The sequence below is a fragment of the Nicoletella semolina genome (genome assembly GCF_004345745.1).
Lineage (GTDB): Bacteria > Pseudomonadota > Gammaproteobacteria > Enterobacterales > Pasteurellaceae > Nicoletella > Nicoletella semolina.
The window spans coordinates 670-21,211 of record NZ_SLXJ01000019.1; the positions used below are offsets into that span (position 1 = coordinate 670).

The 20,542-nt window shown below is 40.6% G+C and carries 19 protein-coding genes; 9 read left to right on the forward strand and 10 right to left on the reverse strand.

Features of this window, described 5'->3' with window-relative positions:
• The coding region (locus EV693_RS09235) for an ESPR-type extended signal peptide-containing protein (RefSeq protein WP_132502079.1) at nucleotides 1–5,463 on the reverse strand (5,463 nt) is incomplete at its 3' end.
• 448 nt (nucleotides 5,464–5,911) lie between these two features.
• Here EV693_RS09235 and pflA point away from each other — a divergent pair.
• Nucleotides 5,912–6,652 carry a pyruvate formate lyase 1-activating protein gene (gene pflA / locus EV693_RS09240; RefSeq protein ID WP_132502080.1) on the forward strand — a complete coding sequence of 247 codons (741 nt, stop codon included), beginning with the start codon at nucleotides 5,912–5,914 and terminating at the stop codon, nucleotides 6,650–6,652.
• Between the two features lie 90 nt (nucleotides 6,653–6,742).
• On the opposite strand, the gene potC is transcribed toward pflA, so the two are convergent.
• The 5 genes from potC to gloA all read right to left on the reverse strand — a co-directional run bounded on the left by potC (nucleotide 6,743) and on the right by gloA (nucleotide 10,842).
• A complete protein-coding gene (gene potC, locus EV693_RS09245; protein ID WP_132502081.1) occupies nucleotides 6,743–7,510 on the reverse strand; it encodes a spermidine/putrescine ABC transporter permease PotC in 768 nt (255 codons plus the stop codon).
• Complete coding sequence (potB, locus tag EV693_RS09250) at nucleotides 7,510–8,370, reverse strand: spermidine/putrescine ABC transporter permease PotB (protein WP_132502082.1); 861 nt, start codon at nucleotides 8,368–8,370, stop codon at nucleotides 7,510–7,512. Before potB ends, potC begins: the two co-directional genes overlap by 1 nt.
• On the reverse strand, nucleotides 8,354–9,469 hold the full coding sequence (gene potA / locus EV693_RS09255; protein WP_132502083.1) for a spermidine/putrescine ABC transporter ATP-binding protein PotA: 1,116 nt from the start codon (nucleotides 9,467–9,469) through the stop codon (nucleotides 8,354–8,356). The genes potB and potA overlap by 17 nt, the downstream gene beginning before the upstream one ends.
• A gap of 303 nt (nucleotides 9,470–9,772) precedes the next feature.
• The gene (gene rnt / locus EV693_RS09260) at nucleotides 9,773–10,435 is read right to left on the reverse strand and encodes a ribonuclease T (protein WP_132502084.1); all 663 of its coding nucleotides are present in this window, start codon (nucleotides 10,433–10,435) and stop codon (nucleotides 9,773–9,775) included.
• Between the two features lie 2 nt (nucleotides 10,436–10,437).
• The gene (gloA, locus tag EV693_RS09265; RefSeq protein WP_132502085.1) at nucleotides 10,438–10,842 is read right to left on the reverse strand and encodes a lactoylglutathione lyase; all 405 of its coding nucleotides are present in this window, start codon (nucleotides 10,840–10,842) and stop codon (nucleotides 10,438–10,440) included.
• A gap of 79 nt (nucleotides 10,843–10,921) precedes the next feature.
• On the opposite strand from gloA, the gene EV693_RS09270 reads away from it, so the two are divergent.
• The gene (locus EV693_RS09270) at nucleotides 10,922–11,737 is read left to right on the forward strand and encodes a hypothetical protein (RefSeq protein ID WP_132502086.1); all 816 of its coding nucleotides are present in this window, start codon (nucleotides 10,922–10,924) and stop codon (nucleotides 11,735–11,737) included.
• 78 nt (nucleotides 11,738–11,815) lie between these two features.
• Here EV693_RS09270 and EV693_RS09275 read toward each other — a convergent pair whose 3' ends face one another.
• Entirely contained in the window at nucleotides 11,816–12,517 is a 702-nt protein-coding gene (locus tag EV693_RS09275; protein ID WP_132502087.1) for a 3-deoxy-D-manno-octulosonic acid kinase, read from the reverse strand.
• Nucleotides 12,518–12,653: 136 nt separating this feature from the next.
• Here EV693_RS09275 and folE point away from each other — a divergent pair, with 136 nt between their 5' ends.
• Together folE and truA are read left to right on the forward strand one after the other, a co-directional pair.
• The gene (folE, locus tag EV693_RS09280; protein WP_132502088.1) at nucleotides 12,654–13,313 is read left to right on the forward strand and encodes a GTP cyclohydrolase I FolE; all 660 of its coding nucleotides are present in this window, start codon (nucleotides 12,654–12,656) and stop codon (nucleotides 13,311–13,313) included.
• Nucleotides 13,310–14,095: a tRNA pseudouridine(38-40) synthase TruA gene (gene truA, locus EV693_RS09285; RefSeq protein WP_132502089.1), complete on the forward strand. Its 786-nt coding sequence runs from the start codon at nucleotides 13,310–13,312 to the stop codon at nucleotides 14,093–14,095. The genes folE and truA overlap by 4 nt, the downstream gene beginning before the upstream one ends.
• A 43-nt stretch (nucleotides 14,096–14,138) precedes the next feature.
• On the opposite strand, the gene menC is transcribed toward truA, so the two are convergent.
• The 3 genes from menC to yejK all read right to left on the reverse strand — a co-directional run bounded on the left by menC (nucleotide 14,139) and on the right by yejK (nucleotide 16,641).
• Entirely contained in the window at nucleotides 14,139–15,113 is a 975-nt protein-coding gene (menC, locus tag EV693_RS09290; RefSeq protein WP_132502090.1) for an o-succinylbenzoate synthase, read from the reverse strand.
• Nucleotides 15,114–15,225: 112 nt separating this feature from the next.
• Nucleotides 15,226–15,567, reverse strand: a complete 342-nt coding sequence (gene bamE, locus EV693_RS09295) for an outer membrane protein assembly factor BamE (RefSeq protein ID WP_132502091.1) — start codon at nucleotides 15,565–15,567, stop codon at nucleotides 15,226–15,228.
• A 72-nt stretch (nucleotides 15,568–15,639) separates the two neighbouring features.
• Nucleotides 15,640–16,641, reverse strand: coding sequence for a nucleoid-associated protein YejK (yejK, locus tag EV693_RS09300; protein WP_132502092.1), 1,002 nt, complete (start codon nucleotides 16,639–16,641; stop codon nucleotides 15,640–15,642).
• 167 nt (nucleotides 16,642–16,808) lie between these two features.
• Between yejK and EV693_RS09305 the strand changes: the two genes are divergently transcribed.
• The 5 genes from EV693_RS09305 to hemN all read left to right on the forward strand — a co-directional run bounded on the left by EV693_RS09305 (nucleotide 16,809) and on the right by hemN (nucleotide 20,537).
• Nucleotides 16,809–17,198: a RidA family protein gene (locus tag EV693_RS09305; RefSeq protein ID WP_132502093.1), complete on the forward strand. Its 390-nt coding sequence runs from the start codon at nucleotides 16,809–16,811 to the stop codon at nucleotides 17,196–17,198.
• A 29-nt stretch (nucleotides 17,199–17,227) separates the two neighbouring features.
• The gene (gene pgeF / locus EV693_RS09310; protein ID WP_132502102.1) at nucleotides 17,228–17,962 is read left to right on the forward strand and encodes a peptidoglycan editing factor PgeF; all 735 of its coding nucleotides are present in this window, start codon (nucleotides 17,228–17,230) and stop codon (nucleotides 17,960–17,962) included.
• A gap of 150 nt (nucleotides 17,963–18,112) precedes the next feature.
• Nucleotides 18,113–18,691, forward strand: coding sequence for a Der GTPase-activating protein YihI (gene yihI / locus EV693_RS09315; protein ID WP_132502094.1), 579 nt, complete (start codon nucleotides 18,113–18,115; stop codon nucleotides 18,689–18,691).
• 11 nt (nucleotides 18,692–18,702) lie between these two features.
• A complete protein-coding gene (locus tag EV693_RS09320; protein WP_132502095.1) occupies nucleotides 18,703–19,158 on the forward strand; it encodes a DUF2489 domain-containing protein in 456 nt (151 codons plus the stop codon).
• An 11-nt stretch (nucleotides 19,159–19,169) separates the two neighbouring features.
• Nucleotides 19,170–20,537: an oxygen-independent coproporphyrinogen III oxidase gene (gene hemN, locus EV693_RS09325; protein ID WP_132502096.1), complete on the forward strand. Its 1,368-nt coding sequence runs from the start codon at nucleotides 19,170–19,172 to the stop codon at nucleotides 20,535–20,537.
• The last annotated feature ends 5 nt before the right edge of the window (nucleotides 20,538–20,542 follow it).

Below are 20,542 nucleotides of genomic sequence, written 5' to 3' on the forward strand. Positions count from 1 at the left end.
GCCTGTCGCTTGTGAGCCTGCACCACTTGCCGTTGCTCCATCAGCTGTCGCTTTGGAATTAGCACCGCTTGCGGTGGCATTATTGCCTGTGGCTTGAGCATTTTGTCCTGTAGCGGTGGACTGTTCGCCTGTCGCTTGTGAGCCTGCACCACTTGCCGTTGCTCCATCAGCTGTCGCTTTGGAATTAGCACCGCTTGCGGTGGCATTATTGCCTGTGGCTTGGGCATTTTGTCCTGTAGCGGTAGACTGTTCGCCTGTCGCTTGTGAGCCTGCACCGCTTGCGGTTGCTCCGTCAGCTGTCGCTTTGGAATTAGCACCGCTTGCGGTGGCATTATTGCCTGTGGCTTGGGCGTTTTGTCCTGTAGCGGTGGACTGTTCGCCTGTCGCTTGTGAGCCTGCACCACTTGCCGTTGCTCCGTCAGCTGTCGCTTGAGCATTTTGTCCTGTGGCAGTACTGTCATTGCCTGAAGCAATTGCACCTTGACCATTAGCGGTACTGTTATCACCTAAGGCTTTAGCATCAGCACCTGTGGCTGTGCTATTTGATTTAGTAGCTTTGGCACCAGCACCATTTGCCGTAGATTGTGTGCCTGTCGCCTGTGAACCTGCACCATTTGCCGTTGCTCCGTCAGCTGTCGCTTTGGAATTAGCACCGCTTGCGGTGGCATTATTGCCTGTGGCTTGGGCGTTTTGTCCTGTAGCGGTGGACTGTTCGCCTGTCGCTTGTGAGCCTGCACCACTTGCCGTTGCTCCGTCAGCTGTCGCTTGAGCATTGGTTCCTGTCGCTGTGCTGTCTTTGCCTGTGGCTTGTGAGCCTTTGCCATTGGCGGTCGCACCTTCAACTTCTTTGCCTGTTTGATCTTTATTGTTGCCGCCCACAACGCCTGAATTGGTGAGTTTTTGGGCAGCTTCAATCGCCTCTTTGATTTGCTTGGTTAAACCATAGGTTATCACCCCGTCTTTTTGTTCAACAGTCAACTCATTGCCTGCTTTAAATTCAACGGTCTCACCCAGTTTTACTGTATGTTCTTTATCGGATACTTTGATTTTAAAGCCAGTGTTTTTAAGGTTATCAATTGTCTTAGCCACCACCTCACCTGAGACGGCTTTTTTCTCATTGTCTTTGATTTCACCTGAGCCTGTGCCTAAATCGATGCCTTTTTTGGCCTCGATTTTTTCATTGACTGTCAGCTGGGTAATCTCAGCGGCGGCAGCTTCTATGCCGTTAGCATTAATCGTGCCTGTTGCCACCACATCATCAACATTTAGTTCGCCATCTACTATCGCCCCTGCCTGCAAATCCACATGGTCTTTAAAGGTCGCCTCACCACTGGCTTCAAAGTTTTTGGTAGTGAGTTTTTCAGTGATATTAGCATTGGCTGTTGTGGTATCTTGCACTACTTTGTTAATGACCACCTCATCATCAAAGATTACCTTGCCTTTAAAGGTCGTTTCGCCCTCGACGGTTAAGCCTTTTTTGGCGGTTACCTCGTCTTTTAGTTCAGTTTTGCCTGTGACCGTTAATTGTTCACCGATCGTTAGGTTTTTCTGTGCCCTTATATTGTCGTTAAAAGTGGCACTGTCAGCACTTAAACCTTTTAGGTCGGTTTGCCCCTTGACGATGAGATTCTTGTGCATCGTTGCGTTGTCTTTGAGTTCAGTGCTGCCTTCAACGGTTAGGGTTTGCTTGACTGTGGCGTTATCAGTAACTTCAAGCTCTTTAGCGGTCAGTTTTGCCTGAATTTCTGCAAGTTGTGCAGTCAGCTTACTTATTGTTGCTTGGGTGGTCTCCAGATTGGCAATTTTGGCGGTATTGGCACTGACCGTACCTCGTACATCAATATCTCGATTAAATTGAGCATTACGGCTAAAGATGGCTTGATTATTAAATCGTGCAATCCCTTGAAACGTCGCCCCATGTCTGACCAGTACTGTATTGGCAACGACACTGTCAAGCTGTGCAAAACCCGTTGCCTTAAGCCCTTTGGTATGAATGCTGTCTAAGCCTTTTAAGGTTTTATTAAGACTAATCGTAATCTGCTTGTCTGCTGTCGTTTTCACCTCAATATTCTCGCCTTGTTTTAAGGTAACAGTTTCTGCATTTTTAATTCGCTGTGCGTTACCATCATTGACTTGTAGGAAAAAGCCAGAGTTGTTAATCGCAGCAATAACCTCACTTGATTTTGCCACTCCCTTGCTACCAGTTTGCCCTCCCTGCAACTGAGCATTACCTTGGTTGTCCGAACCAATTTCTTGCGTTACTACGCTGTATTTAACTTCAGTTTTACCCTGATTGTCAGTCACAGAAACGGTAGTCAGATCGCCATCAACAAAGTTCACTACTTTGCCACTGGTAATATTCGCTTTTTGTACACCCTTTTCTTCAATCTTAAAGCCAGCACTATTTACCTGCTCGGTCACAAATTTATGCACCTTATCGCCAGACACAGCTTTATTTTCATTTGCTTGAATCTCGCCTGAGCCGCCATTTAAATTTACACCTTGCTGGGCAGTAATAGTATTTTTGGCAGTCAGAGTATCAATCGTCGCAGTGGTTGAATTGAGTATTGTAGCGGTTAGGTTACTGATGGTAGATGAATCGGTTACCGTAAGTTTGTCAGCATTGAGCATGCCAGTTACCTTTAAACCCTGTTGAAATTCTGCCTGATTTTTAAAGGTGGCATTATCTTGTACCTCTAGTTTGGCTAACGTCGTTTTACCACTCTCAACTGTCAAGCCGTTCTTAAATGTCGCTTGCTGACTAACCGTCAGAGTGTTAGTGGTAATACCAGTTAAGCCTTTGAGTTCTTGATTTAACTCAAATGCTAAGGTATCAGTACCTTGTTTAGTTACCTTAAGATTTTTGTGGTTATTGTTAGCCACGTCCTGTTTACCTATGAGCTTTAACTGCTTATTCTGCTTATCAAGGCTAATTTTACCGCTGTTGTCATCTAAAATATCAAGGCTACTTAGTGCAGCATCGGCGGTTTGTTTTACCTGATGCAATTGTTTACCTGTTACTGCGTCTGTACTATTATCGGTTAAATCACCGTCCGCTAAATGAGTGATTTTGGCTGTGTCTTGACCATTTTTAGCCATTATTTTGATGGCATCATTATCATTTGTAATCTTTGGTCCTTGGCTACCAAGAATTATTCCTTGATGAAAGGTAGCGTCGCCAGTTGAAATCAGAGTTTGAGTAGTAATACTAGTCAAGCCACTTAATTGCTCTGCCAGTTTTATCTCTAGTGTGTTGCCATTAGCTGCTTTGGTGACAGTAATATTTTTGCTATTAGTAACAGTTGTGCCGCCTTTGATGGTCAGGGTTGCGTTGTTTTTGTTAATGGTAATGCTGGTATTATTATCATCTTTTACCGTAATCTCATAACCACCACTTTGCTGGGCAAGTTTGGCAACGGCTTTTAATTGAGCGATATTGGCTGCATCAGAATCTGCTGAACCTGCGGCGACGTTGGTGATTTGGCGAGTAAACGCTCCGTTGCCCGATGATTTACCCACCGAGACGGCTCCTCTTGTGGATTTAGCCGTATTGGTAATGGCGGTGTTCTCAGCGGAAGCTGCATCAGTAGGGGCATAAACTTTATTTTGGGCGGCAGTACCATTAGAATTAGGCACAGCACTTACACTGTTCTTTGCGAAGGCTTGACGGTCAGCCACAGATCCTGATCCCAGTGCGATGGCGTCGGCTTGACTGGCTTGAGCCGTGTGTCCAATCACAATCGCTCCGTCAGCATTGGCTTTTGAGCCATGACCAATGGCAATGCTGTATTTCCCTAAGGCCTCTGCCTGCCCGCCAAAGGCAGACGCATAGGCTTTGGTGGCTTTTGCTTTATAGCCTACTGCGGTAGCGACTGAGGATTGTTTGTCATCTTTTGATTTGTTTTGTTTATTTTCTGTACCTGCAGTACCTGCCTGTGCATTATCGCCTATCGCAATAGAATATCCTGTATAGGTTTTGGCACTTGTTCCAAAGGCGATGCTGTTTCCTGTACTCAGGTTTTGTGCATCACGCCCAATCGCAATAGCACCGCCTAAGATAGCTCTTGCATTCGCACCGATGGCGATAACGCCTAGTCCCTGAAATGCAGCAGTACCGTCAGTAGTTTGATTTCCTCTATTATGATTCCATTCAACCCCTGCTTTGGCTCCACTACCTAACGCAATGGCGTTTTGGTTATAACTGGCAGCCTTGTTTCCAATTGCGATATCGCTGCCCCAAGGACCAGAACCATTACTAGATGGGCCAGATCCGAGTGCTTGAGCTTGATGACCAATTGCAACAGACCCTTGGGCAAAGGCACTCGCTCGATAACCAATCCCCACGACGGTATCACCCATGGCATAAGCCTCACGACCAATCAGGACATTATTTTTACCCAAGCCATAGCCGCCAATTTGGCTTTGTACTTCCTGAGCTTTATAACCTATGATCACGGAGCCTTCTCCGTCCTGAGTTGTTATGCCTTTTGCACTTAAAGCCCCTGCACCAAATACGATGGAGTACTTGGTGTTTGCTTTGGCGTTCGATCCGATGGCGATGCTGTCTTCTTTTGCAGCTTCAGTGCTTTTTGCACCCTTTCCACCAATAGCAATGGCTCTGTCGGCAAGAGCTTTAGCCAAATACCCGACAGCTACTGCTGTAGCATTCTGAGTCTCGGCTTTGTTACCAATTGCTACGCTATTTGCTCCAGTGGCTTGAGTGTTACTGCCTAACGCAAGCGAGTTTTGAGCAGTCGCTTTTGCGTTATAACCCAATGCAGAAGCTTCTTGTGTAGCCTGAGCCTGTCTGCCGACAGCCGTGGCACTTTCACGTTGTGCTTTGGCATTATGTCCTATCGCCGTGCTAGACGCACCTAAAGCCTGTGCCCCCGCCCCCAAAGCGGCGGCACGAGTTGCAAAGGCTTGGGCATTATTCCCCACGGCAACGGCGGCTTCGCCATTCTTGGCTTCTGCACTTGCACCTACTGCGACAGTGTTATTATGCAAGGCCTTGGCATTATTCCCCAAAGCGACAGCACCAGCATTTGCTTGGGCACTCCCACCAATGGCTATTGATTGGTTACCTGTTGCCCTTGTATCCCCACCAATAGCGATACTGCCTGTCTGCTGTGCCTCAGCAGCAAAGCCTAAGGCAATTGTACGGTCTGCATCTGCTCTACTATTTGTCCCCCATGCCACACCATCGCCATTACCTCCTCCTGCTCCTTTTACATTCAACGCTCCCCATGCCACATCAGCATATAAGCTAGAAAGTGCTAAGACACTGATGATAGAGAGTTTGCCGTATTTGCTTAGATGGCTATTTGAGGCGTTAGTCGTTTGAGATACGACTGGGGCAGATAAGCTTTGTGATTTGACTTTGGTGGCAGATTTGGCAAGCTCTGAGACCACAGTCCAAGTTTGGGTGGATTGGTTGAAGATGACTTTGAATATTTTATTCATACCCACCTCCCAGTGTCATCAATGCACAAGGAGAGATACTAAGTGTCGGTTTAGAAAGGGCGTATAGAGGGCGTTTGAGAAAAATTAAACCGTCGGCATGGTAATGATGAATAGTGCGAGTTGCAAAGCAAAAAACTAACGTGTTATCATTTTGCTTGATTGCTTGATTGCTTGATTGCTTGATTGCTTGATTGCTTGATTGCTTGATTGCTTGATTGCATATTCTACAGCTCCTCTTTGTCTAGATTTAAAATACAAACGTAGACGATCATACTAAATTCTAAATTTAAAATCAATTTCCAATTTCCCCCTTCATTTACAGTTGGAAAAATGAGCAAAAAACGTTTGAAATGAGATGCTTTAGTTGGCATAAAATGTTTTAATTAGGGGCGGCTTTTTTGCTGAAAGCATAAACAGATTAGATAGAGAATTACTTAAGGGAGAAATAATGTCAGTGCTTGCTCGCTACCATTCTTATGAATCTTGCGGTACGGTTGATGGTCCTGGGATTCGTTTTATTCTTTTTTTACAAGGCTGTTTGATGCGTTGTAAATATTGCCACAATCGTGATACTTGGGATTTGCAAGGCGGTAAGGAAATTAGTGTGGAAGAGCTGATGAAAGAGGTAACGACTTATAAGCATTTTATGCGAGCAACAGGAGGAGGGGTTACTGCTTCTGGCGGTGAGGCTGTGTTGCAAATGGAGTTTGTCCGAGATTGGTTTCGAGCGTGTAAGGCACAGGGAATTCATACTTGTCTTGATACTAATGGTTTTGTGCGTACTTATACGCCTGTTGTTGATGAAATGCTAGAAGTAACGGATCTTGTTATGCTCGATTTGAAGCAGCTGAATGATAAAATTCATCAAGATTTGATAGGGGTATCTAATAAACGTACGCTGGATTTTGCACGTTATCTACAAAAATTGGATAAACGAACTTGGATTCGTTATGTCGTTGTGCCAACTTATACCGATGATGATGATTCGGCCCATAGACTAGGTAAATTTATTGAGGGTATGAGCAATATTGAGCAGGTCGAGCTACTTCCTTATCATCGTTTAGGTGCACATAAGTGGAAGACGCTTGGCTATAAATACGAATTGGAGGGGCTCTTACCGCCGCCTAAAGAAGATTTAGATCGGATTAAAGCGATTATTGAAAGTTATGGACATAAAGTAAAAATTTAATTTTATAAGCGGTTCGTTTTGGTGAATATTTTGCAAAATTTTGATCAAAAAAATAACCTACCATTTGGTAGGTTATTTCATACTTAGAGATTAATCCTTTTTCCGTAGTACTAGTTGGCTTAAAATGACTAAACTGATGGAAAAAATGATCAAGATAGTAGCCAATGCGTTCACCTCAGGCGTTACACCTGTCTTCACCAATGAGAAGATTTTCAGCGGTAGCACCTCATAGTTTGCACTAGTAACAAAAGAGGAAACGACAACATCATCTAATGAGATAGTAAAACTTAATAACCAACCTGAAATAATTGCAGGTAAGAGCAATGGCAACAGGATTTTGCGTAAGATAGTGAATTCACTTGCACCAAGATCTTTAGCTGCCTCAAGCATTTTTGAATCAAAATCATTGAGACGTGATGAAACGGTAATTACCACATACGGCAAACAGAATGTAATATGAGCAAAAAGTAGCGACCAAAAGCCAAGTGATACCCCCACCAACATAAATAATGCCAACAACGAAACCGCCATTACAATATCAGGCGACATCATTACAATAAATAACATTCCGCCGACGAATTGCTTACCACGAAAACGATAACGATATAATGCAATAGCGGTCAATGCCCCAATAATTGTTGCAAAAGTTGCGGAAACAAATGCAATAGTAACTGAATTTAATGCCGCACTAATCAACGTGTCATTTGCAAGTAGGCGTTCATACCAGTTCCAACTAAATCCTTTCCAAGTAAGTCCATAGCGATCGGAATTAAACGAATTAATGACTAAAATAATAATTGGAATGTATAAATAAGCATACACTACAAGCATAAAGGAACTTTTAAATATACGTTTCATTATTCTAATTCCACCTTTTTATTCATTAACTTGTTTGCACGGTAATAAATATAGAGCATTAACGCCATCAAAATAGTAAGTGCAATACTAATCGCAGAGCCAAACGGCCAGTTGCGTGTAATTAAAAATTCACTCTTAATGATGTTACCAACCAATAAGACTTTTGCCCCACCCAATAAATCCGCAACGTAGAACATTCCCATCGCAGGTAAAAGAACAAGCAAACAACCTGCTACAATGCCTGGCATTGTTAATGGAATAATAATCTTAATAAAACGCTGGAAGGCATTAGCCCCAAGATCTTTAGCCGCTTCTAATAAACGACCATCAATTTTTTCAATTGATGAGTACAATGGCAAAATCATAAAAGGCAAAAGTAGATAAACCAATCCAATCACTACCGCCACTTCCGTATTCAAAATACGCATAGGCTGATCAATCATTCCTAATGAAAGTAATGTCGTATTCAAAACACCTTTCACGCCTAGGAAAATTTTCATTCCATAGATGCGAATTAAAGAGTTTGTCCAAAATGGTAAAACCACCAAAAAAAGCAAGAATGGGCGGTATTTAGTAGGTAGCTTGGCAATCATAAACGCAAAAGGATAACCAACAATTAAACAAATAAATGTTGCGATCCCTGACATATATAACGAGTTCCACAATACATGAGAGTAAAGTGGATCAAATAAACGCTTATAGCTGTCGAATGAAAAAGTAAATTCAATTAAATCACTGCTGTCTTTGGTCATAAAACTTGTGAGAAACACGAGCAGATTTGGAATTAATACAAAGAAAATCAGCCAACCAAAGATAACCGCGATGGTAATAGTTTGGAATTTATTATTTGTCATTTTCATCGTTGAGAACAACCTCCCAGCCTTCATGCCAAGTTAAAGCCACTTTTTGTCCAACTGAGTGATCCATATGAGGATCATCTTCATTAAAGAACTCGCTTACCAGCACATTCATTTTATTGTGATCTAACACAACGTTGGATTCTAGGGTCATTCCCTTATAAGTTCTATCCACAATATGTCCAATCACTGCCTTAGCACTTTCATTTTCATCAAGTTCTTCAATCAAAATATCTTCTGGACGCAGCAACACTTTCAGCTTTTGATTTGGTTGTACCGCTAAATCTGTATAAATTTCACAAATACGTCCTTCCACATTCGCTTTTACCGTTTTTTCAGTAACACGTTCAACCACAGTCGCATCAAACACATTGATCTCACCAATAAAACGTGCAACAAATAAATTTTTTGGCTCTTCGTAAATTTCACGAGGCGAACCATCTTGCTCAATATTACCCGCATTCATCACAATAATACGATCTGACATTGTTAATGCTTCTTCTTGATCGTGCGTAACAAAAATAAATGTAATGCCCAACTGACGCTGAAGCTGTTTTAATTCGTGTTGCATCTCTTTACGCAATTTATAATCCAATGCGGAAAGTGATTCATCTAATAATAATACTTTAGGTTTATTCACGACCGCTCGAGCAATCGCAATACGCTGTTGCTGCCCTCCAGAAAGCTGCGAAGGCTTACGACTTGCCATTTCCTCCAAACGTACCATTCGTAATGCTTCCATTACTCGAGGCTTAATCTCTGATTCAGGCACTTTTTGCATACGCATACCAAATGCAACGTTATCAAAAATGGTCATATGTGGGAAAAGTGCATAGCTTTGGAACACCGTATTAACAGGGCGTTGTTCAGCAGGTGTTTCCGATACTTCTTGTCCATCAAGAAGAATTGAACCATTAGTTAATTCTTCAAAACCTGCAATTAGGCGTAACACAGTCGTTTTACCGCAACCTGACGGCCCAAGAATGGTTAAAAACTCACCATCATTAATGGTGAGATCTAAGTTATCAATAATTGTCTTTTCACCATAACTTTTGGTTATAGCACGCAATTCAATAATTGGTTTTTGATCTAACTTTTCCATTTATTTTTGTTTTCCCTTTAGCTATTGTTGAGAAAATGCAAAAAAATCTGAATAAACATTCAGCTTATATGCGTAGAATTCATACATTACAAAACAATCTGCAATCATATAGTGAATAAGGGGGGAATGAAAGCAAAAAATCAGTTTTTGCTTTCCCTCTCTAATAAAAAGATTGCAGATAATTTGATTAAGATTGGTGTGGTGTAAACCGAGGTTTCTTGGGTATACACTCTTCAATTCATTGACGATTAATCGCTAATGCAGACTCCGTAAGTTCACTCACTGACACAACGTTAATGCGTGTCATTGCGTTATTTTCTCTACAAGCGGTGGAAATCCACCTAAATTTTTCAAACGATTGACCATTGTACAAAATAATTCCGCCGTACATTTTGTGTCATATAAAGCAGAATGTGCCTGCTTACTATCAAACGGAATATTCGCAAGCTGACACGCTTTAACCAATACCGTTTGTCCATACATAAAGCCCGCCAGTGTAGCGGTATCTAGCATTGCAAAAGGGTGAAAAGGATCTCGCTTGACACCAGTTCGTTTTATGGCAGCGTGTAGAAATGCCTGATCAAAAGTGGCATTATGTGCCACAATTACCGCTCGATGGCAGCCGCTTTGTTTTAATAAAGGACGAACCCACTTAAACAACTCACTCACCGCTAACGCCTCAGGCACAGCCCCTCGTGCTGGATTATGAATATCAATTCGATTTACCTTTAACGAGTCAGGATTGATATTTGCTCCCTCAAACGGCTGAATATGGCGGTGATATGCTTGATCAATACATAAATAACCACTCTCGTCCATCTTCAGACTTATAGCAGCAATCTCGAGCAAGGCATCTGTATTCGCATTGAGTCCGCCACTTTCAATATCAATGACAATAGGTAAATAGCCTCGAAAGCGATGTTTAATCAAGTTATAGTCAATTGTTTCTTTCGATGTATCTTCCATTATTAACCTAAGTCTTTCTTTGCGTCTTTATTTTCAATAAATTCGATTTTATAGCCATCTGGATCTTCTACAAAAGCGATCACCGTTTTACCCCCCAACACAGGTCCAGCTTCACGAGTTACCTTGCCTCCAGCTTGCCTAACTGCTTCAACTGTTGCGTAAATATCATCAACACCTAATGCAATATGACCATAAGCCGTGCCAAGCTCATACTCTTTCACCCCCCAGTTATAGGTCAATTCAAGGACGGCACCCTCGCTTTCATCTGAATAGCCTAAAAATGCCAGCGTATATTTATATTGCTCATTTTCTCTTTGGCGTAACAAACGCATACCCAACACTTCAGTATAAAATTTAATAGAACGCTCCAAATCTCCAACTCGCAACATAGTGTGTAAAATTCGCATAAATCCTCTCCATCAATTAGAAAAATAACGCCATATTATGGCATAATCTCGCCTTAAAATCATTTGGGGAATTATACTTATGCTAGAACATCACCACTCGCCATCAAAATTAGAAATCGCCACCCACTCTATTTTGCCTTTAAGCTTAATGCTGTTTGCAGAAATGTTTCTTAATCATTTTTCTAGCATACCAAACACCATTTTTATTTCACCCTACTTACTCGCATTTTTTATTACCTGCATCATTCTTTTTATTGTCTTGTTAAAAGGACAAATTTGCCTAGGGCAACGCAATCGCCTACTGGCTATTTTGCCTTTACTCAGTTTTTTCGCTTTAGGTAATTTTGCCTATACACTTGGCTTCACACCAAAACATTCGCCAATGCTCCTTGCTTGTGCAGCCTCTCTTCTGCTTCCACTGCTTTACTGGAAATTGCCTGATGATGAACATTTTGCTCGAATTTTCATCTATTGTGGTTTAGGGATTGCTTCAGTTGGGACTATTCAATATCTGCTTATTTATTGGTTTGAACTCCCTTCTCTATTCAATGGCATTCGAGCCAATAACTTTGCCCAACTTCTTTTAGGCATCTTGCTTGCAGGGTGGTATCTGGTATTGGCAAAAAGCCGATTGGAAGGATTTTTAAAACTATTAGCATTATCTGCATTATTTGCGATCATTTTGAATTACGTTTGGACTATCATCGTCCTTTATCAGCACCTGCAAATAATGCCTGAAATGGCAATCAATGCTTATATTATTTTCTTTGCTATGCAATTTTTTATTCTAGGGCTACTGGCGTGGATACTACTTACAAAAAATATCAAAAATCTAACCGCTTGGACACTCGCCACACTGCTTGCAATGCTATATCCCTTTACAAACAGCTTTTAATTTCAAACTATGAGAGGAAGGTAAGTAATCACACAAATGGATCAATTAATAAACATACTGCGTATGCTGACCATCTCATTATTTTTGTAAATACCCTTCAAGCAGGCTTTGCCAATCTGAGGGGGAAAATTGAATATTTAGTCTACTTTTTTCTTTTTGGAAAGAGCGTTGTAGTCGGTGTAGATTTCGTTCTTTCCAATTGCTACCCCGTTGTATTTGACATTTGTCAAAATCAATCAGCCAAAATTTTCCTGTATTGTCGAGCAAAATATTGTGAATATTTAGATCACTGTGGTGAACTTGGCGATCGTGCAGTTTCCGAATGAGTTTTCCAAGTTGAAGGCATTGTGCGGTTGATAGTGTTTTTTGCTGTAGGTATTGACTTAAATCTTGAGTATTTGCAATTTTTTCAAGCAAAATGTCCGCTTGATAGCAGAAAAAGCGGCGTTTAATTTGTATGGCTATTGGGCGAGGTGTTGGCATTTGCCATTCTTGTAATTGATAAAGCAATGCAAATTCCTTTATAGCTCTGGTTGAGCCATACCCTGTGAAAAAATAACGATCTTTGACAACCTTTCCAAACAGACCGCCACGGTAATAATGGCGTAGCACGCTATTGACACCCAATTCTGGCATTGTATTTAAAAACCAAGTTGTTCCCCTTCCTGTTGATGTGCCGAGCAAGCGGTCAGATTGTTCAAAATTTTTACACGATAACAGTTGTTTAATCCAGTTTTGTTTTGAGAGCGGAACCAGTGTTGAGTTGAATTGATAATACATTTTCATTCATTGATAGATAGAATATTTACTGATTTTACACGATTTTATATACTCCGATCGGTTATTTTTTCAAAGGGATTGGGTTTTTAAGGGTAATTTGATAGAATCCGTCGCTTAAAATTTTAGAGGATATTTAATGAGTATTATTTCTCCTGAAGCACAAAATGTGCGGACTGCTTTATTGGCAAAAGGTATTGAAACGCCGACGGTTACATTGTCGAAAGATAAAAATTCACGCCGAGCAGAAATTCAGCAGCATTTGCGTGCTGTATTGGAGTTGTTAGGGCTTGATTTACGAGATGATAGCTTAGAAGAAACCCCTCATCGTTTGGCGAAGATGTATGTTGATGAGATTTTTAGTGGTTTGGATTATTCAACTTTTCCTAAAATCACCAAAATTAAGAATCAGATGAAAGTCAGTGAGATGGTACTTGTTGATGAAATTACGCTGACAAGCACTTGTGAACATCATTTTGTAACCATTGATGGCAATGTGTCGGTAGCATATTACCCCAAAGATTGGGTGATAGGATTGTCAAAAATCAATCGTATTGTGCAATTTTTTGCCCAACGTCCCCAAGTACAAGAGCGTTTCACTGAGCAAATTTTAACTGCTTTTCAGACTATTTTAGAGACTGAAGATGTGGCAATTTATGTCAAGGCAACCCATTTTTGCGTAAAATGCCGTGGTGTAAAAGATACGAATAGTAAAACGATTACCTCCGCATTCGGTGGGGTATTTTTACAAGACCGTGATACTCGTAAAGAATTTCTTTCGCTGATTAATAAGTTATGAAAATAGCACTCGGCATTGAATATGATGGTAGCCGTTATTCTGGCTGGCAACGCCAACAAAACGTGCCGTCTGTACAGCAGGCAATAGAAGAGGCATTATCTAAAATTGCTAATTCGCCTTGTGAGCTATTTTGTGCAGGGCGAACTGATGCTGGTGTACATAGCACAGGGCAGGTTGTGCATTTTGAAACCAACACACTCCGTCCAATTTCAAGCTGGTATTTGGGAACAAATACACTATTGCCGCCTGATATTGCGGTAAAATGGGCAGTAGAAGTCAATGAGGATTTTCACGCACGTTTTAGTGCGACAGCTCGCCGTTATCGTTATATCATTTATAGCCACCCACTACGTCCAGCCATTTTAGCTTCAGGGGTATCACACTATTACTGTTCGCTGGATCACGAAATAATGCACCAAGCAGGGCAATATTTATTAGGCGAGAATGACTTTTCTGCGTTTCGTGCTGCACAATGTCAATCACGCACACCTTGGCGGAATATTCATCGTCTGCACGTTTCTCGCCACAATGATTATATTATTGTCGATATTCAAGCCAATGCATTTGTTCATCATATGGTGCGTAATATTGTGGGAAGCTTAATTGAAGTTGGGCAAGGTAAACAACCTGTAGAATGGATAAAGTGGTTGTTGGATCAAAAAGATCGGAAACTTGCGGCTCCGACGGCAAAGGCTGAGGGACTTTATTTAGTTGATGTCAGTTATCCAGAAAAATTTAATTTACCCAAAAATCGTCTAGGTCCGCTATTTTTGCCAGATTAGCCGTTGGTAAATTTAATGCTGGTTTCAACTTATTCTTATATAACTAATCCAGTTGAACTTGTGAGATAAATGAGCTAGTTAGATCAACAACGGGCAAATCAGAACAATGCCAATGGCGTAAGAGTTGGTGCTGCATAAGATTTAATGTATCTAATCCTAAAATCGTGTTAGGGGCGTATTGTTGAGCAATTCGAGCCAGTTGTGTCAAAGCAAAGCTGGATTCAAGACTGGAGCTGATTATTGTCATTAGCCCCCGTTGTTGTGCCAGCTTCATTAAATTTAGGCATTTTTTCAGCGAGCCAATCAATGTCGGTTTGATGATGATTGCCTTTAGCTTAGGTGTGTACGGAAATAAAAATGGATTTTCTTGAACCGTCTCGTCCCACGCCAGATTAAAGTTAAACTGTTCAGAAAATTGCTGCGATAATATCGGGGTTTGGCAAGGCTCTTCAATAAATTGAATGTTCTCTCTGTATTTTAGTGAGATTTGCTCAGCAAATTGAGCAGCCGCTTCTCTAGACCACGCACGGTTCGCATCTAAACGCAAAGTCAAATTAGGCGTTGAAGCTAAAATAGCATTAATTTTTTTGCCCTCTTCTTTTGACGATCCTCTGCCTACTTTTATTTTGACTAGGTTCCCAGTCAGTTTTTGCGCTATCAAGGGGGAAGTCAGATCACATAACGAAGCGGTTTGATAGTTTGCGATTTCTCCGATTTGTTGGTGGACTTCTGCTAACGCACAACTGATACCGAATGCAACGGAAGGAGCATAGTCATCTAGCTTATTGCTGTTATTTTGACCTTTTAGCCAATTGGCAATCCAAGAACGAAGTTGCTGCTCAGCTATGTCGAGTGATTCTTTACTGAATGTTGGAAGTGGAGCGATTTCTCCCCAGCCGTGCTGGTTCTTTTCACACAAATGAAGCAGAAACCCTTTTCGCTTAGTCAATTTTTGACAACGCAAAACCAATCCGCTTTGCATCGGCAGATTGTAACAATAAAGTTTAGCAGAACGCATTAAGTCATCGAAATATTAAAAGCAAGCGGTGCATATTGTATGAAAATTTGCAAAAGACTAAAGTTTGCAAAATTTGCCAATGAACTCACCGCTTGTTTGGTAACTAATTCAGTTATTCTTTACTTTCAATAGGTTTATCAAGATCGATTTTGCTTACAAGACCTTGCTTATCAAAGTGAACAAACAAAGTGTGCTGTATCGGCTCTTCGTGTCCGTGTCGTTTGATAAAAACGTAGTCCCAGCGGTCGGATTCAAATGTATTACGAAGTACAGGCGTACCAAGCAGATAGATAACCTGTTCTTGATTCATTCCAATTTGAAGCTGCTCAACTTTTTCTTTTTCTAAATAATTACCTTGTGGAACATCAATACGATAAACCACTTTTTTGACCGTAGAGCAGGCAGTGATGCCAAGCGAAAGAAGCAAAATTGCCACAAGAGATTTTATTTTCATTGAGATAACCTTTATCTAAAAATTGATACAATCATACCGAAAGCGAGTGCTGAAATCTATTATTTATTCAGCCTACTTGTTGCGTAGTAGCTGATCTCGCAGATTAGCAGGTAGTCCTTTGATGATTAATTGGTCATTTAGTTCCTCCCAAATAATTCGCTCGCCTAATAATTCAGCGTCAAAACTGAGCGTCACCCCTTTTCCTGAACCTGAATATTTGGTTAATGTTTTTAAGGTATTACGAATGGGAGGGATACTCTCTTCTAGCCCATATTCTTGTTGCTGTGTAAACTGCGAAAAATTTTGTTCATTTAAGGCAGGAAGAGTCGCAGAAAGTGCATTTAGCGTAATTTCTTCTCCGCTATTTATTTGCTCTTTGCAGTAATCAAATACTTGTTTTTTCACTGCTTGAGTTTGATTGCTATCTAATTCACCCTGTTCACAATAATCACTGACAGCTTGAAGTAATGTTTGGTTTTGTAATTGAGGATTGAACCCCTCCTCTGCTCCTAAAAAATCCATAAAGAAATCTGCAATTTTTCTGCCAACACGCCCCTTAATAAAGGTTAAATATCGGTTTGATTGAGCATTCATATTCAATTCGGTCAAATTAATCCGACAAGCAATATCATACTGTGCAATATCAAGATATTCTGTGCGTTGCACCTCTAAGTCGTCATTCACGAGCATTGATGCTCGATTGTCCAATAACGCAATAAACAGGTAGTCTGTAGCCAAAAATTGATAACGACAGAGAACGAAAGTTCCGCCAGTAGCAAACGGATACTTGCTTAGCTCGCTTGCCAGCATTTTGGCACAACTATGGCTAAAGGGCAGAAAATCACTCTCTTTTTCCAACAATCGGTTCAGTTGTTGAGCAAAGATAGACTGCTCTTGAAAAACGCCATAGGCTTTGGCTTTGCCTTGGTAGGTTTGATGAAGTTGTAACATCATCTGTTCTACATCATTGCTGATAGGCAATACATTCTCACGCAAGAGCGTATTAAGCTTAGGTGGTTGTGCGTCAGTATGTTGGAATTGGTGTAAAATAATTTCAGTAACAGTAATACTCATAATGTTCTCGCAAGCGGTCAATTTGGACAAAATTTTTGCAACCAATTTTATCCTTAAAGGAAGGATTGATTATAAGCTATTTACAAATGACAAAAAACCTTTCAAACTTTAGCCTTTATTTTTTTATGTCATTTAATTCATCGTTCAAAAAGTTGAAGGAAAAAATTATGCCACAAGTCATTCATACTGAAAATGCACCACAAGCCATTGGACCTTATGTACAGGCAGTTGATTTATGCGATTTAGTGCTAACCTCAGGACAAATTCCTGTTAATCCACAAACAGGCGAAATTCCAACAGATATTCGTTTGCAAACTCGCCAGTCTTTAGAGAACGTTAAAGCCATTATTGAACAAGCAGGATTAAATGTTGCAGATATTGTTAAAACGACTGTATTTGTCAAAGATTTAAATGATTTTTCCATCGTGAATGCGGAATATGAGGCATTTTTTAAAGAAAATGAACATTCCAGTTTTCCTGCTCGATCTTGCGTAGAAGTGGCTCGTTTGCCTAAAGATGTTGGCATTGAGATTGAAGCCATTGCAGTGCGTAGATAGTTAGGTTCGTAGTGAGAACCCAAGCAATGATGAAATTTATTCAACCGACTTGGCAAGCTCCACCTAATGTGCGTGCAATCAGCACTACTCGTGTTGGCGGAGTTAGCCAAGTGCCATTTGATAGCCTCAATTTAGGTTCACACGTTGGCGATGATCCGAATGCTGTGCGAGTGAACCGTCAAAAATTGCAGGATTTTGCCAAATTGCCTCAGTCTCCGCTTTATCTCAACCAAGTACATAGCACAAAGGTAATTCGCTTACCCTATTTGGGTGAAAATCTTGATGCTGATGCGGTTTATACTGATAAGCCAAATCAAGTCTGTTTAGTCATGACCGCTGATTGTTTGCCTGTTTTATTTTGTAGCCGAAATGGAAAAGAAGTTGCTGCGGCTCACGCAGGCTGGCGAGGTTTATGTGATGGGATAGTAGAATCAACAGTAAGCCAATTTTCTTGTGAATCAGCCGATATTTTAGCGTGGTTTGGACCTGCCATTGGAGAGACTGCATTTCAAGTTGGGCAAGAAGTCGTGGAACAATTTTGTGCATTTGATAATCAGGCAAGCTCGGCATTCATCGCAGATCCAACAACAAGCGGTAAGTTTTTTGGCAATCTTTACAAACTGGCACAACAACGTTTATCTAAACTCGGTATTCAAGCGATTTCTGGGGGCGATTACTGCACCTATTGTGATGAGCAACGCTTTTTTTCTTACCGCCGCGATAAGCAAACAGGACGAATGGCAACATTAATTTGGCGAGAATAGAATAACTAAAAAGGTTTGTCTGCAAGATTGCTTATCCACAATGCCAAATCACGATTAACACCAAAAAATAGCTTCTGTTTATTCTCAATTTCTCATTCTGTGTAGTTAGTGGTACAATTTCGCCTCGTTTCAGCTAGGTAAGAATTGATTATGAGCCATAAAAAAAGAACTCGCCGTATCACAGATATTATGCCAATGAGGAAGGTGGAAAAGCCTTTTGAAAAACCAATAGCCCCTTCGTCCAAAGGGCGTAAGCCCACTCGCTATGAGCTTGATTTACGAGCTCGTGAAGAGAAGAAAAAACGTAAACGTAAAGGATTACCATCGGGATCTCGAGCAAACGAAGGAATAGATAATAAGACAGTGGCGATAAAAAGCAGCGTCGATCCAAGACTTGGCAGCCGTAAAAAAGTACCTCTGATGGTGGAGTTTGTTAATCAGCCAGAAAAAGGGCGTGTAATTAAACCTATTGTGCCAACTAATATTGAGGCACCTCGTCTATCTCCAGAATTGGAACTTGAACAATTAGAAAATAACGAAGCACTCAATCAATTACTTGATGATTTAGATGCAGGGAAAACACTTTCTAAACGGGATCAAGCATTTGTGGACGAATGTTTAGATCGGGTTCACGAACTGATGGTTGAATTGGGCATCGAGGCGGAAGAAGAAGACGAGGATCATTTATTACGTCAATTTGAACGCATTGATATTAATCAGTTTAAGTAATTTGCAATATTATGTTTAAATTTTTTCTTATTGTGCTTGCAACGCTAATTCTGCTGGCAATGTTTGGCTATATGGTTTCGTTATTTATGCAATTATACCAGCAAAAGAAGCGGATAAAACAGGCTCAGCAGGAGCGTCATCTTAATGTCATTGAAAGCATTGATGTGATTACTCGAGCGATGATTGCAACGCAATGCGATTTTTCTGAAGGTGTTTTACGTTTAAAGCCGCTATTGAATGTGGTAGGTAAGAGCTTAGAATCTTATGCAGCAATGTGGGAACTGTATCAATTGGTTGAAACAATGCCAATTTTAGATGCACGGAAAAACTTAAAACGTAATGAGCGAATGAAGCTGGATCTAGTCCGCCAAGCAAAAGAGGCAGAGCTAGATAATCAGATTAAAATAGAGTTGCAACGGCTTTTAGTTGATATTGGAAAATATCAGCAACAGTTAGCGACCGATTAAGTAGGTGAGTGATGTCAGAAATTATTTGGGATAACCATCTTATCCAAAAATATAATCAATCTGGACCTCGTTATACGTCTTATCCAACGGCGTTAGAATTTAGCGAGTCTTATAATAATGATGATTTTAAAGCGGCAGCGGCAAAATATCCTGACAAGCCGCTGTCGCTTTATGTGCATATTCCGTTTTGCCATAAACTTTGCTATTTCTGTGCGTGTAACAAAATTATTACACGCCATCATCATAAAGTGGATATTTATTTAGATTACCTAGAAAAAGAGATTAAATATCGTTCTGAATTATTTAAGAATCGTCAAGTTACCCAAATTCATTGGGGCGGTGGCACACCAACTTACCTTGATGAAGAACAATCTTTGCGTCTGATGGCAATGTTGCGTAAACATTTTAATGTCAATGACGATGCAGAAATCAGCATTGAAATGGATCCTCGTGAGATTGAGTTAAATATGCTTGATCACCTTCGTGAAATTGGCTTTAACCGAATGAGTATGGGGATTCAAGATTTCAACAAAGAGGTGCAAAGACTGGTTAATCGTGAGCAAGATGAAGAGTTTATTTTCGCATTAATGCAACGGGCAAAGCAATTAGGTTTTACTTCAACAAACATAGACTTGATCTATGGATTGCCAAAACAAACAGTGGAAAGTTTTTTATTTACACTGGAAAAAGTGGTCGAACTCAATCCCGACAGAATGAGTGTCTTTAATTATGCTCATCTTCCTAGTCGTTTTGCCGCACAAATTAAAATTAGAGATGAGATGTTGCCAGTGCCTGAAACCAAGTTGGGTATTTTACAAAAAACCATCGAAATGTTGGAAAAATCAGGTTATAAATTTATCGGTATGGATCATTTTGCAAAGCCAAGTGATGAATTAGCTATTGCACAATCGAAAGGGGAATTGCATCGAAACTTCCAAGGCTATACGACACAAGAAGATGCTGACTTATTAGGAATGGGCGTTTCTGCCATTAGCTTATTAGGCGACAGCTATGCACAAAACCACAAAGAACTCAAACACTATTACGCTGAAGTTGAAATGCGTGGCATTGCCTTACACAAAGGCTTGAGTATGACAAAAGATGATTGTATTCGACGTGATGTCATTAAAGCATTAATTTGCAATTTTAAGCTAGAATATGACCGCTTAGAACAGCTCTACAACATTGAATTTAAAACCTACTTTGCGGAAGATTTAAGGTTATTGATGCCATTAGCTGAAGATGGTTTAGTCTTGTTAAGTGATTTTGCCATCACGGTTTCACCAAAAGGGCGTTTGCTGATTCGCAACATTTGTATGTGTTTTGATATTTATTCTAGACAACAAGCAAGAAGACAGCAGTTTTCACGCATTATTTAATAGAG